The 26,087-nt window shown below is 65.7% G+C and carries 23 protein-coding genes and 1 riboswitch; of the genes, 15 read left to right on the top strand and 8 right to left on the bottom strand.

The window, feature by feature from the left end; translation table 11 throughout:
* The first annotated feature begins 125 nt into the window (after positions 1 to 125).
* Positions 126 to 1,106, top strand: coding sequence for a hypothetical protein (locus IG169_RS13495; protein ID WP_193176742.1), 981 nt, complete (start codon positions 126 to 128; stop codon positions 1,104 to 1,106).
* Positions 1,107 to 1,112: 6 nt separating this feature from the next.
* Here IG169_RS13495 and IG169_RS13500 read toward each other — a convergent pair whose 3' ends face one another.
* The gene (locus IG169_RS13500; protein ID WP_193176743.1) at positions 1,113 to 2,435 is read right to left on the bottom strand and encodes a phenylacetate--CoA ligase family protein; all 1,323 of its coding nucleotides are present in this window, start codon (positions 2,433 to 2,435) and stop codon (positions 1,113 to 1,115) included.
* Positions 2,436 to 2,616: 181 nt separating this feature from the next.
* Between IG169_RS13500 and IG169_RS13505 the strand changes: the two genes are divergently transcribed.
* Both IG169_RS13505 and IG169_RS13510 read left to right on the top strand, forming a co-directional pair.
* Positions 2,617 to 3,285 carry a dienelactone hydrolase family protein gene (locus tag IG169_RS13505; RefSeq protein WP_246717374.1) on the top strand — a complete coding sequence of 223 codons (669 nt, stop codon included), beginning with the start codon at positions 2,617 to 2,619 and terminating at the stop codon, positions 3,283 to 3,285.
* Between the two features lie 91 nt (positions 3,286 to 3,376).
* Entirely contained in the window at positions 3,377 to 4,117 is a 741-nt protein-coding gene (locus IG169_RS13510; RefSeq protein ID WP_193176744.1) for a DUF930 domain-containing protein, read from the top strand.
* A 2-nt stretch (positions 4,118 to 4,119) separates the two neighbouring features.
* On the opposite strand, the gene IG169_RS13515 is transcribed toward IG169_RS13510, so the two are convergent.
* On the bottom strand, positions 4,120 to 5,043 hold the full coding sequence (locus IG169_RS13515) for a LysR family transcriptional regulator (protein WP_193176745.1): 924 nt from the start codon (positions 5,041 to 5,043) through the stop codon (positions 4,120 to 4,122).
* 132 nt (positions 5,044 to 5,175) lie between these two features.
* On the opposite strand from IG169_RS13515, the gene IG169_RS13520 reads away from it, so the two are divergent.
* Together IG169_RS13520 and IG169_RS13525 are read left to right on the top strand one after the other, a co-directional pair.
* A complete protein-coding gene (locus tag IG169_RS13520) occupies positions 5,176 to 5,871 on the top strand; it encodes a hemerythrin domain-containing protein (RefSeq protein WP_193176746.1) in 696 nt (231 codons plus the stop codon).
* Between the two features lie 302 nt (positions 5,872 to 6,173).
* Positions 6,174 to 8,003, top strand: a complete 1,830-nt coding sequence (locus IG169_RS13525) for a methyl-accepting chemotaxis protein (protein WP_193176747.1) — start codon at positions 6,174 to 6,176, stop codon at positions 8,001 to 8,003.
* Between the two features lie 74 nt (positions 8,004 to 8,077).
* Here IG169_RS13525 and IG169_RS13530 read toward each other — a convergent pair whose 3' ends face one another.
* Entirely contained in the window at positions 8,078 to 9,490 is a 1,413-nt protein-coding gene (locus tag IG169_RS13530; protein ID WP_193176748.1) for an SLC13 family permease, read from the bottom strand.
* A gap of 172 nt (positions 9,491 to 9,662) precedes the next feature.
* Between IG169_RS13530 and bmt the strand changes: the two genes are divergently transcribed.
* Positions 9,663 to 10,673, top strand: coding sequence for a betaine--homocysteine S-methyltransferase (bmt, locus tag IG169_RS13535; protein ID WP_193176749.1), 1,011 nt, complete (start codon positions 9,663 to 9,665; stop codon positions 10,671 to 10,673).
* Between the two features lie 9 nt (positions 10,674 to 10,682).
* On the opposite strand, the gene IG169_RS13540 is transcribed toward bmt, so the two are convergent.
* The 3 genes from IG169_RS13540 to IG169_RS13550 all read right to left on the bottom strand — a co-directional run bounded on the left by IG169_RS13540 (position 10,683) and on the right by IG169_RS13550 (position 13,201).
* Complete coding sequence (locus tag IG169_RS13540; RefSeq protein WP_193176750.1) at positions 10,683 to 11,714, bottom strand: NAD-dependent epimerase/dehydratase family protein; 1,032 nt, start codon at positions 11,712 to 11,714, stop codon at positions 10,683 to 10,685.
* Between the two features lie 78 nt (positions 11,715 to 11,792).
* A complete protein-coding gene (locus IG169_RS13545; protein ID WP_193176751.1) occupies positions 11,793 to 12,845 on the bottom strand; it encodes an AraC family transcriptional regulator in 1,053 nt (350 codons plus the stop codon).
* A gap of 92 nt (positions 12,846 to 12,937) precedes the next feature.
* Positions 12,938 to 13,201 (bottom strand): hypothetical protein, encoded by a 264-nt coding sequence (locus IG169_RS13550; RefSeq protein ID WP_193176752.1) that lies wholly within the window; start codon positions 13,199 to 13,201, stop codon positions 12,938 to 12,940.
* Between the two features lie 358 nt (positions 13,202 to 13,559).
* Here IG169_RS13550 and IG169_RS13555 point away from each other — a divergent pair, with 358 nt between their 5' ends.
* Positions 13,560 to 14,933, top strand: a complete 1,374-nt coding sequence (locus tag IG169_RS13555; RefSeq protein ID WP_193176753.1) for an aspartate aminotransferase family protein — start codon at positions 13,560 to 13,562, stop codon at positions 14,931 to 14,933.
* A gap of 67 nt (positions 14,934 to 15,000) precedes the next feature.
* On the opposite strand, the gene IG169_RS13560 is transcribed toward IG169_RS13555, so the two are convergent.
* Positions 15,001 to 15,555 (bottom strand): DUF922 domain-containing protein, encoded by a 555-nt coding sequence (locus tag IG169_RS13560; protein ID WP_193176754.1) that lies wholly within the window; start codon positions 15,553 to 15,555, stop codon positions 15,001 to 15,003.
* Positions 15,556 to 16,103: 548 nt separating this feature from the next.
* Here IG169_RS13560 and IG169_RS13565 point away from each other — a divergent pair.
* Entirely contained in the window at positions 16,104 to 17,558 is a 1,455-nt protein-coding gene (locus IG169_RS13565) for a cobyric acid synthase (protein ID WP_193176755.1), read from the top strand.
* A gap of 4 nt (positions 17,559 to 17,562) precedes the next feature.
* Here IG169_RS13565 and IG169_RS13570 read toward each other — a convergent pair whose 3' ends face one another.
* Positions 17,563 to 18,402 carry a GGDEF domain-containing protein gene (locus IG169_RS13570; RefSeq protein ID WP_193176756.1) on the bottom strand — a complete coding sequence of 280 codons (840 nt, stop codon included), beginning with the start codon at positions 18,400 to 18,402 and terminating at the stop codon, positions 17,563 to 17,565.
* 184 nt (positions 18,403 to 18,586) lie between these two features.
* A riboswitch (cobalamin riboswitch) is annotated at positions 18,587 to 18,817 on the top strand.
* Positions 18,818 to 18,858: 41 nt separating this feature from the next.
* Here IG169_RS13570 and IG169_RS13575 point away from each other — a divergent pair.
* Genes IG169_RS13575 through IG169_RS13605 form a run of 7 tightly spaced genes read left to right on the top strand, consistent with a single transcriptional unit; the run spans position 18,859 to position 26,046 of the window.
* Positions 18,859 to 19,041: a CbtB domain-containing protein gene (locus IG169_RS13575; protein ID WP_246717375.1), complete on the top strand. Its 183-nt coding sequence runs from the start codon at positions 18,859 to 18,861 to the stop codon at positions 19,039 to 19,041.
* A gap of 10 nt (positions 19,042 to 19,051) precedes the next feature.
* Positions 19,052 to 19,744, top strand: a complete 693-nt coding sequence (locus tag IG169_RS13580) for a CbtA family protein (RefSeq protein ID WP_193176757.1) — start codon at positions 19,052 to 19,054, stop codon at positions 19,742 to 19,744.
* Positions 19,737 to 20,273 carry a bifunctional adenosylcobinamide kinase/adenosylcobinamide-phosphate guanylyltransferase gene (cobU, locus tag IG169_RS13585; RefSeq protein ID WP_193176758.1) on the top strand — a complete coding sequence of 179 codons (537 nt, stop codon included), beginning with the start codon at positions 19,737 to 19,739 and terminating at the stop codon, positions 20,271 to 20,273. Before IG169_RS13580 ends, cobU begins: the two co-directional genes overlap by 8 nt.
* Positions 20,274 to 20,278: 5 nt before the next feature.
* Positions 20,279 to 21,334, top strand: a complete 1,056-nt coding sequence (cobW, locus tag IG169_RS13590; RefSeq protein ID WP_193176759.1) for a cobalamin biosynthesis protein CobW — start codon at positions 20,279 to 20,281, stop codon at positions 21,332 to 21,334.
* Positions 21,334 to 25,191 (top strand): cobaltochelatase subunit CobN, encoded by a 3,858-nt coding sequence (gene cobN / locus IG169_RS13595; protein WP_193176760.1) that lies wholly within the window; start codon positions 21,334 to 21,336, stop codon positions 25,189 to 25,191. The genes cobW and cobN overlap by 1 nt, the downstream gene beginning before the upstream one ends.
* On the top strand, positions 25,184 to 25,615 hold the full coding sequence (locus IG169_RS13600) for a GNAT family N-acetyltransferase (protein WP_193176761.1): 432 nt from the start codon (positions 25,184 to 25,186) through the stop codon (positions 25,613 to 25,615). The genes cobN and IG169_RS13600 overlap by 8 nt, the downstream gene beginning before the upstream one ends.
* Positions 25,612 to 26,046, top strand: a complete 435-nt coding sequence (locus IG169_RS13605) for a GNAT family N-acetyltransferase (RefSeq protein ID WP_193176762.1) — start codon at positions 25,612 to 25,614, stop codon at positions 26,044 to 26,046. Before IG169_RS13600 ends, IG169_RS13605 begins: the two co-directional genes overlap by 4 nt.
* Positions 26,047 to 26,087 lie beyond the last annotated feature (41 nt).

Genomic DNA, 26,087 nt, shown 5'->3' on the forward strand with positions numbered 1-26,087 from the left:
GCAGGGCGCGCTGCCGGACGTATCATTTTCGGACAATGATGCCGCAATGCCACACCCCGCGGCTTGCCGGATCAACTGGTTTCCCTTAGGAAATTCTTAATGTTGCATTAAGTCGGGGGCGAGACATGACGTATCATCGCAATCTGTTGAACAACACGGCCCTCACGACGACGCTGGTTCTCGGCCTGGGCATATCCGGAGCATGCGCTGCCGACATGGTCGCGGAGCCGATGGCGGCGCCGGCGCCCATGATCGCAACCGGATCGCTCCCCGCGGTCTCCCAGCTCAACGGCAAGATCGACATCTCCGGCGGCGGTGTGCAGCCGGGCTACGATCCCAACAATTTCTTCGTTCGGACCCAGGGGCTGAGCAGTTTCGACAGCGCGTTCAAGGTGAGGGGGGCGGTCTCGGTACCGCTCGCCCATGCCTACGGTTTGCAGCTTGACGGCGTGATCGGGCAGATCGCTTCCAAGACCTACGGACATGGCGCGGGCCACCTGTTCTGGCGCGATCCGGCGATCGGCCTTGTCGGCGGCTATGCAAGCTGGACGGGCTGGGACAATGTGAATTCCTACCGCTCCGGCGTCGAAGGCGAATATTACGCCGGCAGGTTCACCGCGTCGGGCGTCCTGGGTTACGAGTGGGGCGATGTCGATAACGGCGTGTTCTCGATCGAGGATTTGAGCTTCTACGCCAATGACGATTTCAAGCTGTCCGTCGGGCACCGTTTCTCGAAGGAAATCGGCCACAGCCTGGCACTCGGCGCCGAATACCAGTTCCTCAAGACCCGCAATGTCGGCTATGCGGCCTTCGTGGACGGCCGCGTCGGAGAGAAGGACTACCAGTCCATCTTCGCCGGTATCCGGCTCTATTTCGGCCAGGACAAGAGCCTGATCCGCCGTCACCGCGAGGACGATCCGGATTTCCACGACGAGCCGGGCAGCGTGGTCTCGTGCATGCACGCGCCGAATTCTCCGTCGATGGTGGATTCGATCGGCGAGGCTCCTCTGGAGAAAAGCCCCAGCGTTTTTGACAGCATTATCAGCCCGCTTTCCGTCCCGGACGTTCCGTGCAACTCGGATTATACCTATCTGCCGCCGGACTGAGCCGTATCAGCCGATCTCGTTGCGGAATGACTCGTGCTTGCGGCGGCCCGGTCCGGGCTGGAGCGACTTTTCCACAATCGTGAACGAGACCGGCTCGTCCAAGCCGGTTTCGAGTATTTCAGCCAGTCGTGGCCGTTGCGCCTCGACCTGCCGCAGGTCCAGCCCGTCGACGCGGATTTCCAACGCGCCGATTCCGGTCTGGGCGATCTGCCAGGCACAGGGCTTCATCACAGCGTCGAGTTCAGCTTCCGGCACGTCGGGGAAAATCTTGCGCCCGCCGGCGGTCGAGAAGCGGGCGCGCGCCCGGCCGTGGATTTTCGAGATTGCGGGCAGCGAGCGGCCGCAGCCGCAGGGCCGGTCGCTCAGGGTCACGTAGTCGCCGAGGTCGTAGCGAATGAACGGCATGTGGAAATTGTAGAAGCCGGTCGCCACGATGCGCCCGGTTTCCCCTGGCCCCGCCGGCTTGCCCTCGTCGGTAATGACCTCCAGAAAGGCGCTTTCGGCGGCGAAGTGGTGCAGCGGGGAATGGTTGCAGGGAAAGGCGACGATGCCGATCTCGCGGGCTCCGAGGATGTCGACCGGATCGAGGCCGAAGACGCGGCGAAGATCATCATGAACCGCTTGCGAGCAGGGTTCTGCGCTGGTGGCGATCGAGGTCAGGGGAAGCGAGCGGCCGGTACGTTCCAGTTCCAGCGCGATCCGGCGCGCATTGGTCGCCCAGGTGAACAGCGAGCGGGGCTGGCACCGCAGCAGCCATTCGACCTGCTTGTCGGTATCGGTGTTGATGTCGAGCAGGGCGTAATCCCCGGTGCCTTCGCCGTGCGTCCAAGCCTTGCGCGTCGACCCTTCCGGCCATGACGAGTTGCCGCTGACATCCAGGCGAATGTCGCAGAGGCGGGCGTTCAGGTCGAAACCGTGATCAAGATAGATACGCAGCGTGTTGCCGGCATCGGCGGCGACGGCGGCAAGGCTGCGGATGAAGTGAAACGGCGATCCGCCCGAGCCCATCGTCCGGTCGGGCAGGGCGTTGCCGGCGTCGGCCGGAATCATCGTCGCCTTGAGGTGTTCGGCGTGTTCCTGCGCTTCCTGGCGCGCAAGGACCGGCACGTCCTGCCAACGCGACAGGTCGAGCGTGCCGTCGGCATCGAAGACCGCGTCCAGGCGGTCCTTGTAAAAGGGGACGGTCTGGCGGGCGTGGCGAAGCAGGGTCTCCAGCCGTCTTGCCTGATAGAGAACGAGCGCTTCGACCGGCCGGCGTTCGAGATCGCGCAGGCGTTCGAGGACCTGCTGTCCGGGTTCCTTGCTCTGCGGTTGGTCGGGATTGGTCATCGGGTACGAAACGGCGGCTTTTTCCAGTCGATCACAGACAGCTAATGGAGCCGGGCGCCATGTGCCAGCGCAAAGGGACCAAGGCGCGGAAAATTCATCGCGGAACCGGGCGGTTGTAGACCGCATGACACCGATGTCCTATCAGGATTTCGACCCGAAAACAGCGAGGAGATGCGCCATCATGCCCATGATCACCCTGACAGCATCCGACGGTTTCGAACTCGGCGCCTACCGCGCCGACCCGGAAGGGCCTCCGCACGGCGGCATCGTCGTGATCCAGGAAATCTTCGGCGTGAACTCGCATATCCGCTCGATCTGCGACCGGCTCGCCGCCGACGGCTATGCGGCGGTTGCGCCGGCGCTGTTCGACCGTACCGAGCGTGGTTTCGAAAGCGGCTATTCGCCGGAGGAAGTCGAACGGGCGCGGGGTTTCCTGGCCGATCCGGACTGGGACGCCTTCCTGCGCGACACCGACGCGGCGCGCGCGGCGGTGGCCGATGCCGGCAAGACGGGCATTGTCGGATTCTGTCTCGGCGGCTCGATCGCTTTTCTGGCGGCAACGCGGTTCGACGGCTATGCCGCTTCGGTCGGTTTCTATGGCGGCCGCATCGCGGCCCATGCCGACGAAACGCCGCGCTGCCCGACGCAATTGCATTACGGCGCAGAGGATCACGGCATCCCGATGAGCAATGTCGACACGGTGAAGGCGAAGCGGCCGGACGTGGATATCTTCGTCTACGAGGGCGCCGGACACGGTTTCAATTGCGACGAACGGGCAAGCTATCACCCGGCCGCGGCGAAGCTCGCCTGGGGGCGCACGATGGCGTTTCTCGGCACGCATGTCGGGTAGGGCACAGCCCCGCCATTTTTCCGCCCGCTCGGCGGTTCAGACATTGCGGCATGGGGCCTCGTGAAGGACTGACAGCGAAGGTGCGCGCGGCATGACGCCCGGAGCGGCGATGCCACCGGTCGCGCATGCCGCGACGGGACGGATCGGCGCGCTCGGCCATCGCCTCCGCGATCCCGGTTTCCTTGCCTCGCTGGCCCTGCATCTCGCTTTCCTGCTGGCGCTGCTCTTGGCGGTGCCGAAACCGCCGCCGCCGGTGCACAAGGAAAGGAGCATTCAGGTCCAGCTGCTCGATCCGGGGCAGTTCGAGGCGATGATCCGGCCGCAGCCATCCGCCATTCCGGCGCCGGCATTGCCGGCGCCCGCGATGGCGCTGCCGGAATCGCCTCCGGACGTCATCTCCTTTCCGGCCGACTTGCCGCCGCCGCCGCATGCCGGGGAGACGATCGTGGCAAAGCGTTTCCTGGCGATGGCGGCGCTGGACGATCCGCGCAGCGCCGACGCCAAGGCGGCCCTGCCGCAACTCGCGCCCGACGAGCGCGTCGTGCAATTGTGCTCGATCGAGGCGCTGGAGCAGATCGCGGCGCTGGGCGGCGACTACAACCCGGACCTGCTCGCCGCCTATTCCATGGGCGACATCCGGATCGGGCGCGACGCTATCGACGCGGCGGGCGCGGCATTCCGCAGCAGGGGAAAGTGGTACCGGCTCGCCTTCAAATGCTCGCTGACGCGAAAGCTCGACGACATCGCGGCCTTCGAATTCCGCATCGGCGACCAAATTCCGCATGTGCAATGGGCGGCGCACAATCTGGTCGAGGGCAATGACGAAGACTGAGGTCAGTCGACCGCCGTGATCTGCCACTTGCGGCGGGTTTGCGCGTTCAGGTCGATGAGAAATTCCTCGAAGACGCGCAACTTGCGCGGTTTCAGGCGATGCTTCTTGTGCACGACATAAATCTGGTCGGCCTGCGGGCGGCAGGATTCCAGCACCGGAACCAGCTTTCCCGCCTTGACCTCCTGATAGACAAGGTAACTCGCCAGCTGCAGGATGCCGGCGCCGCGAACGGCGGCGGCCACGGCGGCCTCGGCGGATTCGAAGGCAAGCGCCCCGGCTACCGGGACCGTCGAATTCCGCCCCGCGGTGCGGAAGCGCCAGGGAACGGGCCGGCCGGTCGCCGTCGACAGGACGGGGATGCAATTGTGCCCGCCGAGATCATCGGGCGCCGCCGGCACGCCGCAGCGTTGGAGATAGGCCGGAGCCGCAACCGTCATGTAGGGGATCGCGCCGACCGGCCGCGCAACGATGTCGAGGGCCGGGATCGGGCCGATCACGACGGCGGCGTCGATTTCCTCGGCGACGAAGTCCGGCAGGCTGTTGCGCGACAAAACCTGCAGCTCGATCTCCGGATAGGCGTCGCAAAAACGCGGCAGCGCGGGAGCGACAACGAGGCGGGACAGGCCGGGGGGTATCTGCACGCGCAATCGTCCGCGCGGCCGCCGCTTCGCGCCGCCGACCTCGTCCTCCAGGCTTTCGATATCGGCGACGATGCCGCGGGCTCGGTCGACATAATGCTGGCCGTCTTCGGTGAGCCGAAGGCTGCGGGTCGTGCGCTCCAGCAATTGCACGCCGAGATATTTCTCCAGGTCCGACACGATGGCGCTGGCGGCGCCGCGGGCCATGCCGAGATCGGCGCTGGCCGCCGACAGGCTGCCGCGCTCGGCGACGCGCAGAAAGACTTTCATTGCCCGCAGCTGGTCCATCGACGTTCCAACCGGATTGTCCGAATTTTCCGGAAAGTGAATGTATTTATGCCCGGCTTCTCAGGAAATGAAAATCGGATATTTGGGCGCTCCATCCGGCCGCGGACGGTCCGCAGCCCAACAGGAGACGGCATGATGAACGCCGAAACAAAAATCACCGCCGAGGCACAGGCCAAGGAAGATCTCTACTACATGGTCCACAAGGGCATTCGCTTCGCCAATGCCAGGATGCTCGTCGCGATCGGGCAGACCGACCCGGCCGACGATGCCGCCGTCGATGCCACGCTCGCCCGGCTTGCCGAGCATCTCGAGATCAGCCGCAGCCATCTGGAACACGAGAACAGCGCAATCCACACCGCTATCGAGGCGCGCTGCCCGGGCGGCAGCGATCACGCGTCCGAGGATCACGGCGAGCATCTGAACTCGTTCGAGGAACTCGCCCGGCTGGCGGAAGACGTCGCCTCGGCAACCATCGACCGCGCGGCGAAACTGCGCCGTCTCTACCAGCGCTTCGCGCTGTTCGTCGCCGACGACTTCGCGCACATGCATGAGGAGGAGACCGAATTGCAGCCATTGATCGAGAAGCATTTCTCGGCCGAGGAAATCGCCGGCATCCATCAGCGGATCGTGCAGAACATTCCGCCGATGAAGATGGCAAAGTTCCTGCGCTTCATGCTGGGCGGCGCGAGCCCGGCCGAACGCATCGGGATGCTGACCGGCATGCAGACGGGCATGCCGGCGGACATCTTCAACGGGATGATGGAAGCGGTGACCGGCGCGAAGTGGCGCATGGGCGACTGGGATGCGCTGGAGCGCGCGGTATGTTGACCGGCCGGTCGCCGAGGCCGGGAGGCGGGTCCGCACCCGCCGCCGGCTTTGCCGGGCGAACCGTGCCCGATCCAGGCAAATGCACGCGCACTTGCCCCGGTTGTCCCTACGGGGCGAAGTCTACGGAACGCTGAGAGAAGGACGCCGGGAGGCGTCCTCGTTCCGTCACGGCATGCGCCTGCACATTGTGCGTTGCGAAAAGGTAACTTTCCGATTCTCAATTTCGAGGGGCAGGCGATAAGCATTTGTTTAAATTTGATTCAATCTAATGACCTCCAGCAACGTAAGCCGGAAGTCCCCAGATGAAATCCCTGAAAATATCGCACCGCATCTATGTTCTCACCGCGCTCGCGCTCGCCTTCATGGCGGCGGCCGTCGCCTATGAAACCTATTCGGGCCATGCCATCGCCGTTGCCGAACGCAAGGCCAAGCTCGCCGACATGAACGCCAATGCCGTCTCGATCATGGCGGATTACAACGCTCGCGCCGAAGCCGGCGACATGACGGTCGACGAGGCACAGAAGCGCGCCACGGACGCGATCATGGCGATGCGTTACGGTACGGACGGCTATTTCTGGCTGCAGCGCCTCGACGGCGTGATGATCGCTCACCCGATCAAGCCCGCGCTGAACGGCAAAAACCTGATCGGGATGGAGGATCCGACCGGCAAGAAGTTCTTCGCCGAGATGATCGACGTCGTCGAAGCGAAGGGCGCCGGTTTCGTCGATTACATGTGGCCGAAGCCCGGCTTCGACGCGCCGGTGAAGAAATATTCGCATGTGGCCGGATTCAAGCCCTGGGGCTGGGTCGTCGGCACGGGCGTCTATGCCGACGATCTGCAGGCGCTGCTGATGCGCTCGATCATGACCGCGGTCATCACGCTGCTGGTCACGGCGGTTGCCACGATGCTGGCCGCCTTTGCCATCGGCCGCTCGATTTCGCGTCCGATCACGGATCTGAAGACGGTGATGAACGAGGTTGCGCGCAACGACACGACAAACGACGTGCCGCATGCGACGCGCGGCGACGAGATCGGCGAGATGGCGAACGCGCTGGTCGCGTTGCGCGAATCCGTCGTCGAGCGCAACGAACTGGAGCTGCGCAAGGACGAGCAGCAGAAGGAAATCGAAGGCCAGCGCCAGGCCCATGACGCACAGACGGCCCGTGTCAGCGCCGCCCAGATCGCGGTTGTGGACTCGCTTGGCGCCGCGCTCGACCGGCTCTCCGCCGGCGACCTGACGGTCGAGGTCGACGATCTCGGTTCCGACTACGCCAAGCTGCGCGCCGACTTCAACCGCACCGCCGCCCAGCTTCGCACCATGGTCAGCTCGATCGCCAAGACCATCGAGACGATCCAGGGCGGGGCGAGCGAGATCAGCTCGGCGACCAACGACCTGTCGCGGCGCACCGAACAGCAGGCCGCGGCGCTCGAGGAAACCGCCGCCGCGCTCGACGAGATCACCGCGACGGTGAAGCAGTCGTCGACCGGCGCCGCCGAGGCGCGCGACATCGTCGCCAAGGCGCGCGACGAAGCCGAGGAGTCCGGCAGTGTCGTGCGCAACGCGGTCTCGGCGATGGGCCGCATCGAGGAATCGTCGCGGCGGATCACCGAGATCACCACGGTCATCGACGAGATCGCCTTCCAGACCAACCTGCTGGCGCTGAATGCCGGCGTGGAAGCGGCGCGTGCCGGCGAGGCCGGCAAGGGCTTCGCGGTGGTCGCGCAGGAAGTGCGCGAACTCGCCCAGCGCTCCGCCACCGCGGCCAAGGAGATCAAGAGCCTGATCGACACCTCGGCCTCGGAAGTCGAGAACGGGGTCGAACTGGTCAACGCGACCGGCGCCGCCCTGAAGGCGATTGCCGACGGCGTGCAGGAGATCAGCCAGCGCGTCGAGACGATCGCGACATCGTCGCGCGAACAGGCGATGGGTCTGCAGGAGATCAACGTCGCGATCAACGACATGGACCAGACCACGCAGCAGAACGCGGCGATGGTCGAGGAGACGACCGCTGCCAGCCATTCGCTCGCCGAGGAGGCGCAGAACCTGGCGCAGATGATCGCCCAGTTCTCGACCGAGGAACGGCGCGAGACCGGCGAGCCGCGCAGGGACGCGCAGCGCAAGGCGGCCTGATCGTTCCGCGCCACGATCCAGCATGAAAAAGACCAGCCGGGGCAAAACGTTGCCCCGGCTTTTTCATGTCCGATTCACCCGAAGACGAGGGGGCCGAGAACCGCGCCGGCGGCAAGCGCCACGGCGATGCCGATGACGTCCAGCCCGGCGCCGGCGCGGATCATGTCGGTTCGGGTGACGGCGGGATTGGCGAAGACGATGGCGTTGGGCGGCGTCGCCACCGGCAGCATGAACCCGATCGACGCGGCCATCGCCACCGGCAGGGCGAACACCATCACATCGGCTCCCATCGCCAGCGCCATCGCACCGGCGACGGGCAGGAAGATCGCCGCCATGGCGGTGTTGGAGGCGAGTTCGCCGAGATAGACGATGATCACCGCCAGCGTCAGCAGGATCGCGATCACGGGAAAGCCTTGCAGCGCCTCGGCGCGTTCGCCGATCCAGACGGCGAGGCCGGTGTCGTCGATCGCGGACGCCAGTGCGAGCCCGCCGCCGAACAGGATCAGCACGTCCCAGCGCAGGCCCGCGGCGGTGTTCCAGTCGAGCAGGCGCGTTTTTTGGCCGCCGCCGGCGGGAATGACGAACAGGGCGACGGCGCCGGCCATGGCGATGCCGGCGTCGGTGAGCGCCAGGCCCGGAACGAGCTTCGCCAGCGCCGGGCGGGCGACCCAGCCAAGCGCGGTCAGAAACGCGACGACGGCGACCCGCTTTTCGCCCGATGACATCGCCCCGAGCCCGGAAATGCCGACGTCCATGTGGCCCGGTTCCGGCCGGAAGGCCCATCTGGTCAGGACCAGCCACGTGACCGGCAGCAGGATGAAGACGACGGGCAGTCCGACCAGCATCCACTCGGCGAAACCGATGACGACGCCGTGGGTCTTTTCCATATAGGCGGCGAACAGCGCGTTGGGCGGCGTGCCGATCAGCGACCCGATGCCGCCGATGGTCGCGGCATAGGCCGTGCCGAGCATGACCGCGGGCGCGAATTCGCGGTCGCCGGAGCGCATGGCGGCGATCGAGGCGGCGATCGGCGCGACCACCATCGCCGCCGCGGTGTTGGAGATCCACAGGCTGAGGAACGCGGTGACGGCCATCACGGCAAGAATGACGACGGCCGGGTCGCCGCTGGTCCTTGCCAGGATCGCGAATGCCAGGCGGCGGTGCAGGTTCCATTTCTCGATGGCGCGCGCGATCAGGAAGCCGCCGAGAAACAGGAAGATCACCGGATTGGCGTAGGACGGGCCGAGCCGCTCGACCGAGGCGATGCCGAACAGCGGAAAGAAGACCAGCGGCAGCAGCGCCGTGACGGGAAGCGGCAGCGCCTCGGTCATCCACAGGACGGCCATGATCAGGCCGATGGCGCCGGCGGACTGGGCCTCGCGGCTCAGCCCGGCGAAGGGTCCGGTGATGGTGAGCGAGGCGATGAGAGCGACGGCGATCCAGATGGCGGCCGTTGCGAAGCCGCGTGTTCTTGTCTTGTCATTCATGGTCTGGCGCGCCGCTCCTCTCTGCGATTCCCGGCGACCGTAACGGTCATGGAAGCGGCACGAATTGACGGCGGTCAAAGCTGCCGAATGGCGGTATGACCGAACGTTTCTCCGTTGCAAACATATAACGATGTCTTTATATCATTATATCAGTTGCAATCGAGGTATTCGCATGTCCAATCCGCTTTCCGATCTCATCGCCGAAAAGGGCGTGCTTCTCGCCGACGGGGCGACGGGCACCAATCTGTTTGCGATGGGTCTGATGTCCGGCGACGCGCCCGAATTGTGGAACACGGACGCGCCGGAAAAGATCACCAAGCTGCACCAGGATTTCGTCGACGCGGGCGCCGATATCATCCTGACGAACTCGTTCGGCGGGACGCGGCACCGGCTGCAGCTGCACGACGCGCAGGACCGGGTGTTCGAACTCAACAAAAAGGCCGCCGAACTGGCGCGCGCGGTCGCCGACAAGGCGGACCACAAGGTCATCGTCGCGGGTTCCGTCGGGCCGACGGGAGAACTGCTGGTACCGCTCGGCGCGCTTACCTTCGAGAAGGCCGTCGAAGCGTTCAAGGAACAGATCGAGGGGCTGAAGGCCGGCGGCGCGGATGTCGCCTGGATCGAGACCATGTCGTCGCCGGAGGAAATCCGCGCGGCCGCCGAAGGCGCGATCGCGGCGGGGATGCCCTATGTCTTCACCGGGTCCTTCGATACGGCCGGCAAGACGATGATGGGCCTGCATCCGAAGGACATGCACACGGTGCTCGACGGGGAGCCGGAACAGCCGATCGCGATCGGCGCCAATTGCGGCGTCGGCGCGCCGGACATCCTGTCCTCGCTGCTCGACATGAGCGCGGCGAAGCCGGACGCGACGCTGATCGTCAAGGGCAATTGCGGCATTCCGCAATTCCAGGGCGAGAAGATCGTCTATTCGGGCACGCCGGAACTGATGGCCGACTACGTCCATCTCGCGCTCGATGCGGGCGCGACGATCATCGGCGGGTGCTGCGGCACGACCTGCGATCACCTCAGGGCGATGCGCGAAGCGCTGGATCACCACACAAAGGGCGCGCGGCCGACGCTGGACGACGTGGTCGCCAAGATCGGGCCGTTAAAGAACAAGTCGGCGGCGACCGGCGATGCCGCGCCGCGCCGCGAACGCCGGGGCCGCCGGCGCGGCTGACGCCGGCGTTCACACAAGTCCGTTTTCAATCAGGAATTGCGCTGTGGCGCACAGGGCTTCGTCCACCGGGATGAAGTCCATGCCGAAGACCTCGCGCGTCCGAGCACTGGTAAATTCGCGGCGAATGTCGAGCAGCGGAACCGCAGTCCTGGCGGCGCTGTCAACCTGCGCCAGCATGCGGACCGCCGCGTTTGGCGCGCGCCGGGTGACGATGCCGCGGTCCGGGTACCGCGCGGCGAGAACTGCCGCCATTTCCGGAAACCAGAGAAAGCCCGAGACGCCGAGATGGCGGGCGCCGATGCTTTGCGGCGTGGCTATCGCCCGGACATGCATGGCGGCGATATCGCGCACGTCGACGAGGGCGAAGCCGATATTGGGCACCGCCGGATCCTTGGCGCGCAGGATACGCTGGACGAGCGCCAGCGACGTGCCGATATGGCCGTCGAGCGGCGGACCGATCACGAGGCCCGGGTTGATGACGGTCAGGTGCATGTCGGGCGCCTGCGTGCGCACGAAATCCCAGGCGGCGCGTTCGGCCAGCGTCTTCGACTTGGCGTAGGGCGTGATCTCCGGCCAGTCGGGGTCGGACCAGTCGCTTTCGTCGTAGATCCTGCCGGCCGGCATGCCGCCGGATTCTCCCACCGCGGCGATCGACGACGTCAGGACGACGCGGGTTATGCCGGCGGCTTTCGCGGCACGCAGGGCGCGCAACGTGCCGTCGACGGCGGGGCGGATGATATCGTCCTCGTTCTGCGGCTGTTCGAGGGGGAGGGGCGAGGCGGTGTGGACGAGGACGTCCATGCCTTCGGCCGCCTCGGTCCAGCCGCTGTCGGACATCAGGTCGAGCTCGACGAAGCGCAGCCGGCTTTCGGCGGCTGGATCGGAAAGATGCGGGCGCACCGCGTCGGCGATCTCGTGTTCACGATCCGTGGCGCGCACGGAGCCGCGGACGGTGTAGCCCTCTTCGAGCAGCTGCAGGGCGATGTGCTTGGCGATGTAGCCGGAGGCCCCGGTCAGAAGGACGGATCTAGCCGCGCTCATTCGGCGCTCCCCGGCTTTACGATGTAAAGATCATGCGCCCGGTGTCCGGATTGTCCAGATCGACGCCCGCAGAAACACTCAGGCACCGGCGAGCGCCTTTTCGCGATATTGGGACGGGCTCATGCCGATGCGTTCGCGGAAGGCGCGGTTGAAGGGGGCCAGAGAGGAATAGCCGAGATCGAAGGCGAGGCTGGTGATCTGGTCGCGCGCGGTTTCCGGTTCGGACAGCCGGCGCTTGGCCTCCTCGATGCGGTGGTCGTTGAGAAAGGCCGCGAAATTGCGGTAGCCGAGCCCCTTGTTGATCAATCGGCGCAGGCGGTGTTCCGGCATGTTCATGCGGTTCGCCAGTTCGCCGATGGTCAGTCCGGGATTGAGATAGACGCCTTCGTCGACGAGCTTTTCCAGCCGGGCGAGATCGAAGCGGTCGGCGGCCGAATTGGGCGCGTTGGCCCGACGCGGCGGTTGCGGGGCGGCCGGAAACAGCGACTTGCGGATACCGGCGACGCCGAAGGCGAAACCGGCGGTGACCGCGAACAGGATCGCCGAGACGGCGTGGCTTCCATAGCCGCCGCGCACATCCAGGATTTCATAGAATTCGATGATCCCGATGGCGAAACAGACCAGCGGCACGAGGACGGCGACGATATTGGTGAACTGGCGGCGCGCGGCGACGAGGTCGTCGTTGAGGCTGCGGTGCGTCAGGATCAGGACGTGCGCCATCAGCGCCAGCACGATCAGGAGATGAAGCAGTTTCGAGCCGCGCTCGGTCGCCGGGAAGGGAATGCAGACGAAGAAGAGGGCCGCGATCGCGACAAGCGGCAGCGCCATCCAGGCGCGCCATTCGAATTCGTCGTCGAACAGCGCCATGATGAAAAGCCAGAAGAAGCCGGGCGACAGCATGGCGAAAAGCCTGAGCGGGATATGCAGCGGGCCGAGCGCCGACTGGACCGGATCGACCGCGGTGATCGCATAGACGGCCGCTCCGGCGGCAAACAGCGCGCCGAACAGCGTCACCTTGTGCAGGGGGCGAATGGAAAGGAGAAGGCCGGCGACGAGCAGCGAAATGCCCGCCGCGCCGCCACGCAGGGCGATCTCGGCGATCAGTGCGATCGAAGGGACCTGCTGTTCCATGGCCGGTAAAATAATCGTTCCGCCGGCCCGCGAAAAGGAGTCGGCGGATTTTCCCGGCATTTTGTGTGCCGCGCGTCCGCGGCGCTTCGGCATCAGAATCCGAAGGCGGGATTGACCGGCGCGGACGGGAAGCGCGCATCCGGCTTGCCGCGGGTGACGTGGCAGACGATACCGGCCTTCGGATCCTTCGGATCACAGGCCTGGCCGGGAATCGAGCCGGTGGTCCTGGTGTCGACGCGGGTTTCCTTTTTCACCGGCGCCTCGTCGGCGACGGAGGGTGCGATCGCGGCGGTTGCAAAAGACAGGCCCAGGAGGGCGGCGGCGGACAACTGCATCAAGCGAGATGGCGTTTTCATGATTTCATCCTTTCGTGCGCCGCTGCGGGCGAGGAGATCGCGTCCGGCGGGCAGCGCTGGCGACGAAATGGGGCCGGCACGGCGCTTTCGCCGCGCGGTTTTCGGAATCGGCAGACGATTTGCGGAATCGATCGGAGGTTTTCGGAATCGCGCGGCGGCAAAGGGGCGCGGATTTACGGATTGCGCGGCGCAATCGCGGGCGTTATTTTCGTGGCATGATCTCGAAACCGACAACGCGCACGCTGCATGCCGAACTGCTGCTGTTGTGCGCGCGCATAGGCTACTCGCCCCACGTCCCTTCCTGAACGCGACACAGGCGCCGCGAGGCGCATCCCTATCGTTTTTTCAGGAGGTTTCGATGACTTTTCAGAACTATTCGCTCGACCAGATGCGCGCGATGGACAATGCACATCACCTGCATCCCTTCACCGACCACAAGGACCTGCGCGCCGCGGGCACGCGCATCATCACCCGCGCCGACGGGCCGTTCATCTACGACACCGAGGGCAAGGAGATCCTCGACGGCATGGCGGGGCTGTGGTGCGTCAACGCCGGCTACGGCCGCGAGGAACTGGTCGAGGCCGCGACCAGGCAGATGCGCGAGCTGCCCTATTACAACTCGTTCTTCCGCTGCACGACGCCGGCGCCGGCGCTGTTGGCGCACAAGCTTGCCGAGATCGCGCCGGCCCACATGAACCAGGTGTTCTACGGCTCGTCCGGCTCGGAGGCCAACGACACGGCGCTCAGGCTCGTGCGTCACTACTGGGCGCTGGAAGGCAAGCCCGAAAAGAACATGATCATCTCGCGCAACTGGGCCTATCACGGCTCGACGATCGCCGGCACGTCGCTTGGCGGCATGACGGGGATGCACGAACAGCTCCACGGCGCGGTGCCGAACATCGTCCACGTGATGTGCCCCTATGCGTTCGAGAACGCGCATCCGGGCGAGAGCGACCACGATTTCGGCCTGCGCGCGGCAAAGGCCGTGGAGGACGCCATCCTGGAAGCGGGGGCCGACAAGGTCGCCGCCTTCATCGGCGAGCCGATCATGGGCGCGGGCGGCGTCAAGATTCCGCCGGCGAGTTACTGGCCGGAAATCCAGCGCATCTGCCAGAAATACGACATCCTGCTGATGCTCGACGAGGTGATCACCGGTTACGGCCGCACCGGCGAATGGTTCGCCGCGCAGTCGATGGACATCAAGGCGGACACGATGACAACCGCGAAGGGCCTGACCTCGGGCTACCAGCCGCTATCGGCGCTGCTCGTCGGCGATCGCATCGCCAACACGCTGGTGGAAAAGGGCGGCGAGTTCAATCACGGCTACACCTATTCGGGCCATCCGGTGGCCTGCGCGGTGGGGCTGAAGAACATCGAGATCATCGAGCGTGAGGGACTGGTCGATCGCGTGCGCGAGGATACCGGTCCTTACCTGCGCGAGGCGCTGACGGCGGCGCTGGGCGACCATCCGCTGGTCGGCGAAATCCGCACCTTCGGTTTCATGGGCGCTATCGAGATCGTCAAGGATCGCGACACCCGCGAACGCTTCCAGCCGCTGGGCTCCGCGCCCGTGGTCATTCGCGACCATGCAATCGAAAACGGCCTGATGCTGCGGGCGACGATGGACACGATGATCATGTCGCCGCCGCTGATCTGGACCAGGGACACGATCGACATGGCTGTGGATCGCCTGCGCAAGGCGTTCGACAGCGCCGTCAAGGAACTGCGCTAGACCGGCACAACGGCGCGCCGCGGCACATCGCGGCGCGCCGCCACGTCCGTCTCTGTCTAAGACCTGCTCAGTCGAAGATCTTGCCGAGGCGCTTCTGTTCGGCGGCGTCGAAGGCGAGCTGTTCGCGATTGTGTTCGTGCCGGTTGCGTTTCAGCACGACCTCGGCGGCCACATCGAGACTGTCGCAGGACTTCTTCGCCGGGATGGCTTCCAGTTCGTCGGCGATCTTGGCGGCGTATTTCTCCGCGATGGCGATATGGACGTCTTCATGCTCGCGGGCGTAGTTGGCGAGATATTTCCACGCCGAGCGCAGTTCAGGATCGCTGGACGGGTGCTGGCGCCAGCGCGGCAGCGTGACATTCGCCTCGATGCGGAACTTTGCGCTTGAGTACCGGCAGTTGCCGTCGCTTTCGTCGTAGCGAATCGCGACGGGCACGAACTTGATGGCGGTGGATGCCAGCGCATGGCCCTTGAGCGGCCCCTTGCGAGCGATTTCGCGGTCGAGATCGGCGCCGGTCACGCCGGAAATATTGTAGTAGGTGGTGGTGATGCGCGACGTGGTGCAACCCGCCGCGAGAAGGCCGGCAGCGGCGATCAGCCCGATTCGCACCCAGTGGCTCATGCGCATTCCATTTCGCATCCCGGCGATCCGTATCTTTTTCTTGATACCGCATATCGCGGCAAGCGCCAGTCCTTAACATCAAGATATGACCGCTGCGGGGCGCGAATGCGAGGGGCCATTTGCCGCAATGACCAAGATATGGCCGTTCCGGCGGGAAAAAACGCCAAATCGGAGCGCCGGGAGCGCTGCCGCAAGGGAAGAAATGCGGCGGTGCGCAGGCCAGCGGCATCCCGACTTGTTAATTGAAAAAACTGCCAAATTTATGTTTGCTTAAGGTCTCAATAACCTCGTGGTAACCCTGTTGGTCCTATTGTCCGGAAGAGGCGACAAACAATCGCCTCCGCCTCCGGAGAAGGTACTGCGTACCGGAGTCTTGTTTCCTCCGCCGCGTTTTTGGCGGACTCCAGACAACCGGATTATCCGGTGACCGCAAGCGACGCCAGCGTTGCCTGCGGTTATGGTGCTGGTACAATGGGCGCGCGCGTCCCGCCTTCAAATCCCGCCGATAGTGCTTTTCACCGGACTGCTCTTCCAGTAGCGAAGAGCGCATGACCAAGGCGATCATGTTTCAGGGAACGGGCTCGGATGTCGGCAAGACGGTGCTGGTTGCCGGGCTTTGCCGCCTGTTTGCCAATCGTGGCATGACGGTCAGGCCGTTCAAGCCGCAGAACATGTCGAACAACGCCGCCGTCGCCGACGATGGCGGCGAGATCGGGCGGGCGCAGTGGCTGCAGGCGCTGGCCTGCCGGACGCCCGCCTCCGTGCACATGAACCCGGTGCTGCTGAAGCCGCAGAGCGAAAACGGCAGCCAGATCGTCGTGCAGGGCAAGCTGCGCGGCGAGGCGAAGGGACGCGACTACCAGAGGCTGAAGCCGGAGCTTCTGGCCGGCGTGCTGGAAAGCTACGAGCGGATGCGCGCGGAAGCCGACATCGTGCTGGTCGAAGGCGCGGGTTCACCGGCGGAAATCAACCTGCGGGCCGGCGACATCGCCAATATGGGCTTCGCGACGGCGGCCGGCGTGCCGGTGGTGCTGGTCGGCGACATCGACCGTGGCGGGGTGATCGCCTCGCTGGTGGGAACGCATGCGATCCTGCCGGAAACCGACCGCGCGATGATCCGCGGCTTCCTGATCAACAAGTTTCGCGGCGATGTCAGCCTGTTCGACGACGGGCTGTCGGCGATCTCGCGGCATACCGGATGGCGTTCCTTCGGGGTGCTGCCCTGGCTGAAGGACGCGGCGCGCCTTCCGGCGGAGGATTCGGTCGCGCTCGACCGGATCATCGCCGGGTCGGGCAAGGGCATCACTATCGCCGTGCCGGTGCCCGACCGTATCGCCAATTTCGACGATCTCGATCCGCTGGCCGCCGAGGAGGGCGTCGAGGTCGTGTTCGTGCGGCCGGGCGAGCGGCTGCCGGCCGACGCGGCGGCGGTCGTCATTCCGGGATCGAAATCGACCATCGCCGACCTGATCCGCTTTCGCGAAAACGGCTGGGATGCCGACATCCGCGCACATACGGCGCGCGGCGGCCATGTCGCCGGCATTTGCGGCGGCTATCAGATGCTGGGACGGGTGGTGCGCGATCCGCTTGGCCTCGAGGGCTCGATCCGCGAAACCGGGGGGCTCGGCCTGCTCGACGTCGAGACGGACATGGCGCCGGAAAAGCGTGTCGAGAACGCTTCGGCGCATTCCACCGTGTATGGCGTCGACCTGACCGGATACGAGATCCATCTGGGGGTTACCGGCGGTCCGGATTGCGTGCGGCCGGCGCTGACAATCGGCGGCCGGCCGGACGGCGCGGTCTCGGCCGACGGGCGGGTGTTCGGAACCTATCTGCACGGGCTTTTCGACAGCGGGCCATTCCGCGCCGCCTGGCTGGAAAGCCTCGGCGCCCGGTCCTCGGGCGGCGATCACCGCGGGATCGTCGATGCGGCGCTCGATGCCATCGCGGCGGAGATGGAGCGCCATCTCGACATCGAGGCATTGCTGGCGGCGGCGGGGTGATGCGTCAGGCGGCGTTCGAGCCGTTTTCCGATTTCGGGTCCAAATCCGGATCCATCGCGCTATCCGCGCGCGAATGCCAGATCGCCGGCAGACCGTTGAACTCGCAACCGTTGCGGCCGCCGCGCTTGGCCCGGTAGAGGGCGAAATCGGCGCCCTGGTAGATCGTCTGGTAGGATGCGCCGCGCGGGTAGAGCGCGCCGCCGACGCTCGCGGTCACCTTGATGATCTCGCCCTCGTAATGGGTCTTGCAATCCTCGAGCGCGGCGCGAATGCGCTCGGCCGCGATTACCGCGCCGGAAGCGCCCGCATTGATCAGAAAGACGCCGAATTCCTCGCCGCCGATGCGGGCGACGTGATCGCGCTCGAAGACGTTGCCGGCGATGCAGACGCTGACCATGCGCAGCACGTGGTCGCCGGCGGCATGGCCATGGGTGTCGTTGATCGTCTTGAAGTGATCGATGTCGATGATGATCAGCGCATCCTCGGTGGGATTGCCGTCGTCGGGTTCGGCGTTGCGGCGATGGATCTTTTCTTCCAGCGCGGTGCGGTTGAGAAGGCCGGTCAAGCCGTCGCGGTGCGCCATTTCCCTCAGATGCGCGTTAAACGCGCTCATTTTCAATGACATATAGGCAAACAGGCCGACAAAGGGTGTCGCGATGGCCATCGTGACGAAGAACCCGAATATTCGCAGTTCCTTGCCGTGGTTCGCTGCGATTTCCGGGAAGTACCAGTTGTACATCAACTGGGTCACGATCACCGAGACAAAGGCAATAACCAGCGACCAGAGCAGCGTTTTGCGAAACGCAGCCGAAATGTCATTCACGATGAAGAGGCGCTCAATCATTCGTGCCCGGATAGCCAGCCCTGTTTAATCCGGTCCTGTTTAGACCGGTTGGGTTAACATGCGTAGACGTTGGCGGGGCTCGAACAGATATCGTAACGAGCGTGGTTAACCCATGGTAACCGGTGCTGCCGGTGTGCCGATTCGGGCCGTCGCAAACGCGATTGACTCCGGGCCGCGGCGGGGCCTAAAGCTTTGTATGCATGGTTCCCGCGATGCCGAGCGCGAAGCGGGATGAAAAGGGAATGTGACGGGCGGACCCAAGCCGGGCGCCCATATCACAGCCGACCCCGCGACTGTAGAATGGCGCGGCGCCACACCTCCTCAAGTCGGGAGCGCCACTGGAGATGTCCGGGAAGGCGATGGTGCCGGGAAATCCGCCATGAGCCAGGAGACCTGCCATGTGACCGGACGGCGAGAGCTGTCTACACGACTGGCCTGAGCAACACGGAGGTTGTCATGCTCGCAACACAAGCACTATCGGCGACGTTGCCGGTTTCGGCATCCGCACGCCTGACGACGGCGCTTTTCGCAGGCGTATTCGGCGTGGCGCTGCTGTATTTTGCCGCGTTTGCCCATTCGGACGCGCTGCATAACGGGACCCACGACACGCGCCACGCGATCGTCGCGCCCTGCCACTAGGGCAGGAGACATGTTGACCAGAGTCATTCTTGCCGCGCTTGTCGCGGGATTGCTCGCTGGCGCGTTCGCGACAGCGGCGCAATCGGTGCGGGTGATTCCGCTGATCCATCAGGCGGAAACCTATGAAAATGCCGTGCCGCATGCCGATGCCGGACATTCGGAGGACGAACAGGCGTGGGCTCCGCGGGACGGGTGGCAACGCACATTCTTCACGCTGCTTTCCAATCTCGTCGTCGGCGTCGCCTTTTCCCTCATCCTGACGGCCGTCATTCTGCTTCTCAACCAACCGATGTCGCTGCAGCACGGACTGGCATGGGGCGCGGCGGGATTTGCGGTGTTCGTTCTCGCGCCGAACTTCGGGCTGCCGCCGGAATTGCCCGGCATGGCGGCGGGCGATCTCGTCGCGCGGCAGATCTGGTGGGTCGCAACGGTCACTCTGACCGCCGGCGGTCTTCTGATCTTCGCCTTCAGGCGCTCGATCGTCTGGATGCTGGCGGGCGCAGCGTTGGTCATCGCTCCGCATGTCTATGGCGCGCCGCAGCCGGCGTCGCACGAGTCTCCGGTCCCGGCCAATCTCGCGGCCGAATTCGTGATTGCGACGGTGGTCACCTCGGCCCTGTTCTGGCTGGTTCTCGGCGGCCTGCTCGGCCACTTCCTCTCGCGCGCGATCAGGGAAGAGGAGGCTGCGGCGCAGGATGGCTGAGATGCCGGCAAACCTCGGCGCGGGAGCGACGCTTGTCCTTGGCGGGGCACGCTCCGGCAAGTCGGTTTTCGGCGAGACGCTGGTGCTGGATAGCGGGCTCGAGCCCGTCTATGTCGCGACGGCGCAGGCCTGGGACGACGAAATGCGGCAGCGTATCGGGACGCACAAGGCGCGGCGCGGCGCGCAATGGGTTTCGGTGGAGGAGGCGGACGATCTGGAAAGCGTGCTGAAGCGCGAGGCGCGCCCGGGCAGGGCGGTCCTCGTCGACTGCCTGACGGTCTGGATCACCAACCTTATGATGGCCGAGGCCGATGTCGCCGCGCGCAGCCGGCGTCTGTGCGACACGCTCGCCGGGATCGAAAGCCCGGTGGTGCTGGTCTCGAACGAGGTCGGGCTCGGCATCGTGCCGGAAAACGCGATGGCACGGGCGTTCCGCGATCATGCGGGCCGGTTGCACCAGGATATCGCGGCGCTTGCCGCAACGGTTTATTTCGTGGCGGCCGGTTTGCCGCTCAAGATGAAGGGATGAATGACATGCAGGGTAAAATCCCCGCGACTGTGATCACCGGCTTTCTCGGCGCCGGCAAGACGACGATGATCCGCAATCTGCTGGAGAACGCAGACGGGCGCAAAATCGCCCTGATCATCAACGAGTTCGGCGATCTCGGCGTTGACGGCGAGGTGCTGAAGGGCTGCGGCATCGACACCTGTTCGGAGGACGATATCGTCGAGCTGAACAATGGCTGCATCTGCTGCACGGTGGCCGACGATTTCATCCCGACGATGACGAAACTGCTGGAGCGCGAGAACCGGCCGGATCACATCGTCATCGAGACGTCCGGTCTGGCGCTGCCGCAGCCGCTGGTCGCCGCCTTCAACTGGCCGGGAATCAAGACGGCGGTGACCGTCGATGGCGTGGTGACGGTGGTCGACGCGGCGGCGGTCTCGGAAGGCCGTTTCGCCGACGACCACGACCGGCTGGAGGCGCAGCGCAGCGCCGACGAGGCGCTCGACCACGAAAGCCCTCTGGAGGAACTGTTCGAGGATCAGATACGAGCCGCCGATATGGTGGTGCTCAACAAGGCGGACCTGATCGACGCGGCGCGGCTGGAAAACGTGCGCAGCAATGTCGCGGGCCAGAGCGACCGGGCGCTGAAGATCATCCATGCGACGCATGGCCGGCTGCCGGTGGACGTGCTGCTCGGGCTGAAATCGGCGACCGAGGACCAGATCGCGCTTCGCAAGTCGCATCACGAGATGGAGCATGAGTCCGGCGAGGAGCACGATCACGACCATGACGAGTTCGAGAGCTTCGTCGCCGTGGCGGGGTCGGTCAGCGACCCGGCCGGTTTCGTCGCCGGTCTAAAGGAGGTCATTGCCGGTCACGACGTGCTGCGGCTGAAGGGCTTCTGCGACGTGCCTGGCAAGCCGATGCGGCTCGTGGTGCAGGCCGTCGGCCAGCGCATCGAAACCTATTTCGACCGGCCGTGGCGCGACGGCGAGGAGCGCACGACGCGGCTCGTCGTGATCGGACTGCACGACATCGATCAGGCGACGATTGCCGGGGCGATCGCCGCCGCGGCGGGCTGATGCATCTTCTCCTCGCGCAGAAGGGCACGCTGTCCGACGGCGATGGTGAGGCGATCGATCTCGGCCAGACGCCGGGCGACATCTGTTTCCTGTCCGCCGCCGACACGGAACTGGCGAGCCTTGCCGGCGCGTATCGCGGTGAGGGGCCTTCACTGCGGCTCGTCAATCTTATGCAACTGAAGCATCCGATGTCGGTCGACGCCTGGGTCGAGCGGACGGGCAGGCCTGCGAAGCTGATCGTCGTGCGCATTCTCGGCGGGGCGGGCTATTGGCCCTACGGGCTGGAGGCGATCCACGCGGCGGCCGTGGCGCACGGGATCGGGCTCGCGGTGCTGCCGGGCGACGACAAGCCCGATCCGGGGCTGGCGCGGTTCTGCACGCTGCCGGCGGAGAGTTGCGAGACGCTGTGGCGTTTCCTGATCGAGGGCGGGGCGGAGAACGCGCGCGGATTTCTCGATGCGTGTTCGGATGTGCTGGCGGGGCGGGAGATCGAAGCCGAGGCGGCGCCGCTGCTGAAGGCGGGGATGTTCGCGATACCCCTCTCTGCCCCTGACGGGGCATCTCGCCCGCAAGGGGGGAGAGTGGCCAGTGGCACTGCTGCTATCGTTTTCTACCGGGCGCTGGTGCAGGCGGGGCAAACGGCGCCCGTCGAGGCGCTGGCAAAGGCGCTGGAAACGCGCGGGCTGGCGGTGCTGCCGGTCTATGTGTCGAGCCTGAAGGACCCGGTCTCGGCGGCGACGGTGGAGGCGCTGTTCGACACGCACAGGCCGGACGTCGTTCTCAACATGACCGGCTTCGCGGTCTCGGCGCCGGGCGCGAACCGGACGCCGACGGTGCTGGAACGGGACGGCGCGGCGGTGATCCAGGTGGTGCTGTCGGGTTCGTCGCGGGAGAGCTGGGAAGCTTCGCCGCAGGGTCTGAACGCGCGCGACCTGGCGATGAACGTGGCGCTGCCGGAGGTCGACGGACGGGTGCTGTCGCGGGCCATTTCGTTCAAGAGCGCGAGCGCGTGGGACGCGGCGACGGAGTGCAATGTCGTGACGCACGAGCCGGTGGCGGACCGGGTGGAGTTCGCCGCCGAACAGGCGGCGCGCCGGGTGCGGCTCAGGCGGAAAAAGCCGGCGGAAAAACGCGTCGCTCTGGTCCTCGCCAACTATCCGAACCGGGACGGACGGCTCGCCAACGGTGTCGGGCTGGATACGCCGGCTGGCACGATCGAGGCGCTGCGGGCGATGGCGGATGCGGGCTTTCCGACCGGCGATATCCCGGCGGACGGGGATGCGCTGATCGACCACCTGAGGAAAGGGCCGACCAATGCGGTTTCCGACGCGCGCGAAATCCGCGAGACGATTTCGCTGAATCAATACAGGGACTTCTTCGGCAAGCTTCCGAAGGCGATTCAGGCGCAGGTGACCGAACGCTGGGGCGATCCTGCGAACGATCCGTTTTTCCGGGACGGCGTGTTCGCGCTGCCGCTGGCGCGGTTCGGGGAAACGCTGGTCGGCATCCAGCCGGCGCGTGGCTACAACATCGATCCGAAGGAGACCTACCACTCGCCGGATCTCGTGCCGCCGCATGGCTATATCGCCTTCTATACCTTCCTGCGCGAGGTCTATGGCGCGGACGCGGTCGTGCACATGGGCAAGCACGGCAATCTCGAATGGCTGCCGGGCAAGGCGCTGGCGCTGTCGGAAACCTGCTGGCCGGAGGCGGTGTTCGGGCCGCTGCCGCATGTCTATCCGTTTATCGTCAACGATCCGGGCGAGGGCACGCAGGCGAAGCGCCGCATCTCGGCCGTCATCATCGACCATCTGACGCCGCCGCTGACGCGGGCCGAGAGCTACGGACCGCTGAAGGATCTGGAAGCGCTGGTCGACGAATATTACGAGGCGGCGGGCGGCGATCCGCGCCGGCTGAAAGTCCTGAAAACCCGCATTCTCGATCTGGTGCGCGATATCGGCCTCGACCATGACGCCGGGATCGGCCGGGACGACACCAGCGACGACGCGCTCGCCAAGCTCGACGCCTATCTGTGCGACCTGAAGGAAATGCAGATCCGCGACGGGCTGCACATTTTCGGCAAGGCGCCGGAGGGGCGGCTGCTGACCGATCTCGTTACCGCGCTGGCGCGGGTGCCGCGATCGCTCGGAGAAGGGGCGGATCAGAGCCTGCAGCGGACGATTGCGGCGGATGCGGAACTTTCGGAAGGCCCCTCATCCGACCCTTCGGGCCACCTTCTCCCCGCAGGCGGGGAGAAGGAAGGGGAGCCGGGGTTTGCGACCCCCTCTCCCCGTTTGCGGGGAGAGGGTAAGGGTGAGGGGCCCTTCGATCCCCTGGACTGCGCGATGGGGTCGCCCTGGACGGGGGCCAGACCGGAGATCCTGCAAGAGGTCTCGGACGATCCGTGGCGCACGGCGGGCGATACGGTGGAGCGAATCGAATTGCTGGCGGCGCAGCTGGTCGGCGGCGAAGCGGAATGCCCGGCGGAGTGGAAACAGACACGCGCCGTACTGGACGGGATCGATGCGATGCTCAGGCCCTCGGTGGAAGCCTGCGGGGCAAAGGAAATCGACGGGCTGATGGCGGCGCTCGGCGGGCGGTTCGTCGAGCCGGGGCCGTCGGGCGCGCCGACGCGCGGGCGGCCGGACGTTTTGCCGACGGGGCGCAACTTCTATTCGGTCGACTGCCGTGCCGTGCCGACCGAGACGGCGTGGGAACTGGGGCGCAAGTCGGCGGAATTGCTGGTGACGCGCTATACGCAGGACCACGGCGAATGGCCGGTCTCGTTCGGGCTGACGGCCTGGGGCACGTCGAACATGCGCACCGGCGGCGACGATATCGCCCAGGCGATGGCGCTGATCGGCGCGAAGCCGGTCTGGGACGGGATTTCGCGGCGGGTAACCGGCTTCGAGATCATCCCGCAAGCGAAGCTCGGGCGGCCGCGGGTCGACGTGACACTGCGCATTTCCGGGTTCTTCCGCGACGCCTTTCCGGACCAGATCGCGCTGTTCGACAAGGCCGTCAGGGCGGTCGGCGCGCTGGAGGAGGACGAAGGCGACAACCCGGTCGCCGCAAGGATGCGCGCCGAGGCGCAGCGTCTGGCCGAGGCCGGCGAGGACGAAGAGACGGCGGCGCGGCGGGCGGGCTACCGGGTGTTCGGCTCCAAGCCCGGTTCCTATGGCGCGGGCCTGCAGGCGCTGATCGACGAGAAAGGCTGGGCCGACAGGGCCGACCTTGCCGAGGCCTATCTCGTCTGGGGCGGTTACGCCTATGGCGCGCAGGCCGAGGGCAGCGCGGAGCGCGGGCTGTTCGAGGAACGGCTCAGGGGCATGCAGGCGGTGGTGCAGAACCAGGACAACCGCGAGCACGATTTGCTCGATTCCGACGACTATTACCAGTTCGAGGGCGGCATGACGGCGGCGGTGGAGACGCTGAAGGGCGAGAAGCCGGCGGTCTATCACAACGATCATTCGCGGCCGGAGAAGCCGGTGATCCGGACGCTGGAAGAAGAGATCGGGAGGGTGGTGCGCGCCCGCGTCGTCAATCCGAAATGGATCGCCGGCGTGATGCGGCACGGCTACAAGGGCGCCTTCGAGATGGCGGCCACCGTCGACTACATGTTCGCCTTCGCGGCGACGACCGGGGCGGTGCGCGACCATCATTTCGAGGCGGTCTACCAGGCCTATCTGATGGATTACCGGGTGCGCGACTTCATCGCCGAGAAGAACCCGGACGCGCTGCGCGAGATGGCGGAGCGCCTGCAGGAAGCGGTGACGCGCGGGCTGTGGACGCCGAAGAGCAATTCGGCGATGTTCGCGCTTTCCGAAATGACCGGGCAGACGGGACCCAATGATTGAAATCACGATCGAGGAAGGCAAGGGCACGGCATTCGACGGCGCGCTCGACCGGCTGCTCGACGTTCATGCGATGCAGGCGGGGCATCCGTTCATCGTCGACGAGATGTTCTGGAAGGCCACGGACGGGAGCGGGAAGGTCGTCGGCGGCCTTTCGGGCAAGGCGCAACTCGGCTGGCTGTTCGTGAAGCTCTTGGCGCTCGCGCCGGACGCGCGCGGTTCCGGCCTCGGCGGCAGGCTGCTCGAAAAGGCGGAAGACCATGCGCGCGAACACGGGCTCGCCGGCGTCTATCTCGACACCTATGAATTCCAGGCGCCGGACTTCTACAAGAAGATGGGATATGCCGAAATCGGCCGCCTGCCGGCGGCGGGCGGGTATCCGCAACGCATCTGGTTCGCCAAAACCCTGAAGGAGGAACTGCCGTGACGGTCGAGATCGAGACAATCGACGGCGATGCGGCGGACCTCGCCCGGCAAGTCGAGGCGGCGCTGGACGAGGCCGCGAGGTTGCTCGGCAAGCCCTTCGACGACGACGGCATCAATTTGCGCGCCAGCGATGGCGATGGCGGATTCCTTGGCGGTCTCTGCGGGGTTGTCCTGCAGCGCTGGCTCTATGTCCGGCTTCTCGCGGTGACGCCGCAGGCGCGCACGCTGGGCGTCGGCCGCGCGCTGATGGCCGGGGCCGAGGCGGAAGCGCGCAGGCGCGGTCTCGTCGGGGTCTATCTCGACACCTACGATTTCCAGGCGCCGGGTTTCTACGAGAAGCTGGGGTACAGCGAATTCGGCCGCCTGCCGGCCGCGGGCGGTGCGCCGCTGCGCATCTATTTCGCGAAACCGTTCGGCGGGGACATGCCATGACGCGGGCCGCGGGGCGCCGCGACAAGAGATTCACCTTTGCG

The organism is Oricola nitratireducens (assembly GCF_014904745.1).
Lineage (GTDB): Bacteria > Pseudomonadota > Alphaproteobacteria > Rhizobiales > Rhizobiaceae > Oricola > Oricola nitratireducens.

Bases quoted from the DNA above. Each gene is read 5' to 3' on its own strand.
- IG169_RS13580 (WP_193176757.1), top strand. From the start codon at position 19,052: ATGTTGACCAGAGTCATTCTTGCCGCGCTTGTCGCGGGATTGCTCGCT.
- IG169_RS13515 (WP_193176745.1), bottom strand. From the start codon at position 5,043: ATGGACCAGCTGCGGGCAATGAAAGTCTTTCTGCGCGTCGCCGAGCGC.
- IG169_RS13570 (WP_193176756.1), bottom strand. From the start codon at position 18,402: ATGATTGAGCGCCTCTTCATCGTGAATGACATTTCGGCTGCGTTTCGC.
- IG169_RS13520 (WP_193176746.1), top strand. From the start codon at position 5,176: ATGATGAACGCCGAAACAAAAATCACCGCCGAGGCACAGGCCAAGGAA.
- IG169_RS13500 (WP_193176743.1), bottom strand. From the start codon at position 2,435: ATGACCAATCCCGACCAACCGCAGAGCAAGGAACCCGGACAGCAGGTC.
- IG169_RS13560 (WP_193176754.1), bottom strand. From the start codon at position 15,555: ATGAGCCACTGGGTGCGAATCGGGCTGATCGCCGCTGCCGGCCTTCTC.
- IG169_RS13565 (WP_193176755.1), top strand. From the start codon at position 16,104: ATGACCAAGGCGATCATGTTTCAGGGAACGGGCTCGGATGTCGGCAAG.
- IG169_RS13545 (WP_193176751.1), bottom strand. From the start codon at position 12,845: ATGGAACAGCAGGTCCCTTCGATCGCACTGATCGCCGAGATCGCCCTG.
- IG169_RS13495 (WP_193176742.1), top strand. From the start codon at position 126: ATGACGTATCATCGCAATCTGTTGAACAACACGGCCCTCACGACGACG.
- bmt (WP_193176749.1), top strand. From the start codon at position 9,663: ATGTCCAATCCGCTTTCCGATCTCATCGCCGAAAAGGGCGTGCTTCTC.
- IG169_RS13505 (WP_246717374.1), top strand. From the start codon at position 2,617: ATGCCCATGATCACCCTGACAGCATCCGACGGTTTCGAACTCGGCGCC.
- IG169_RS13600 (WP_193176761.1), top strand. From the start codon at position 25,184: ATGATTGAAATCACGATCGAGGAAGGCAAGGGCACGGCATTCGACGGC.
- cobN (WP_193176760.1), top strand. From the start codon at position 21,334: ATGCATCTTCTCCTCGCGCAGAAGGGCACGCTGTCCGACGGCGATGGT.
- IG169_RS13530 (WP_193176748.1), bottom strand. From the start codon at position 9,490: ATGAATGACAAGACAAGAACACGCGGCTTCGCAACGGCCGCCATCTGG.
- cobW (WP_193176759.1), top strand. From the start codon at position 20,279: ATGCAGGGTAAAATCCCCGCGACTGTGATCACCGGCTTTCTCGGCGCC.
- IG169_RS13540 (WP_193176750.1), bottom strand. From the start codon at position 11,714: ATGAGCGCGGCTAGATCCGTCCTTCTGACCGGGGCCTCCGGCTACATC.
- IG169_RS13555 (WP_193176753.1), top strand. From the start codon at position 13,560: ATGACTTTTCAGAACTATTCGCTCGACCAGATGCGCGCGATGGACAAT.
- IG169_RS13575 (WP_246717375.1), top strand. From the start codon at position 18,859: ATGCTCGCAACACAAGCACTATCGGCGACGTTGCCGGTTTCGGCATCC.
- IG169_RS13525 (WP_193176747.1), top strand. From the start codon at position 6,174: ATGAAATCCCTGAAAATATCGCACCGCATCTATGTTCTCACCGCGCTC.
- cobU (WP_193176758.1), top strand. From the start codon at position 19,737: ATGGCTGAGATGCCGGCAAACCTCGGCGCGGGAGCGACGCTTGTCCTT.
- IG169_RS13510 (WP_193176744.1), top strand. From the start codon at position 3,377: ATGACGCCCGGAGCGGCGATGCCACCGGTCGCGCATGCCGCGACGGGA.
- IG169_RS13550 (WP_193176752.1), bottom strand. From the start codon at position 13,201: ATGAAAACGCCATCTCGCTTGATGCAGTTGTCCGCCGCCGCCCTCCTG.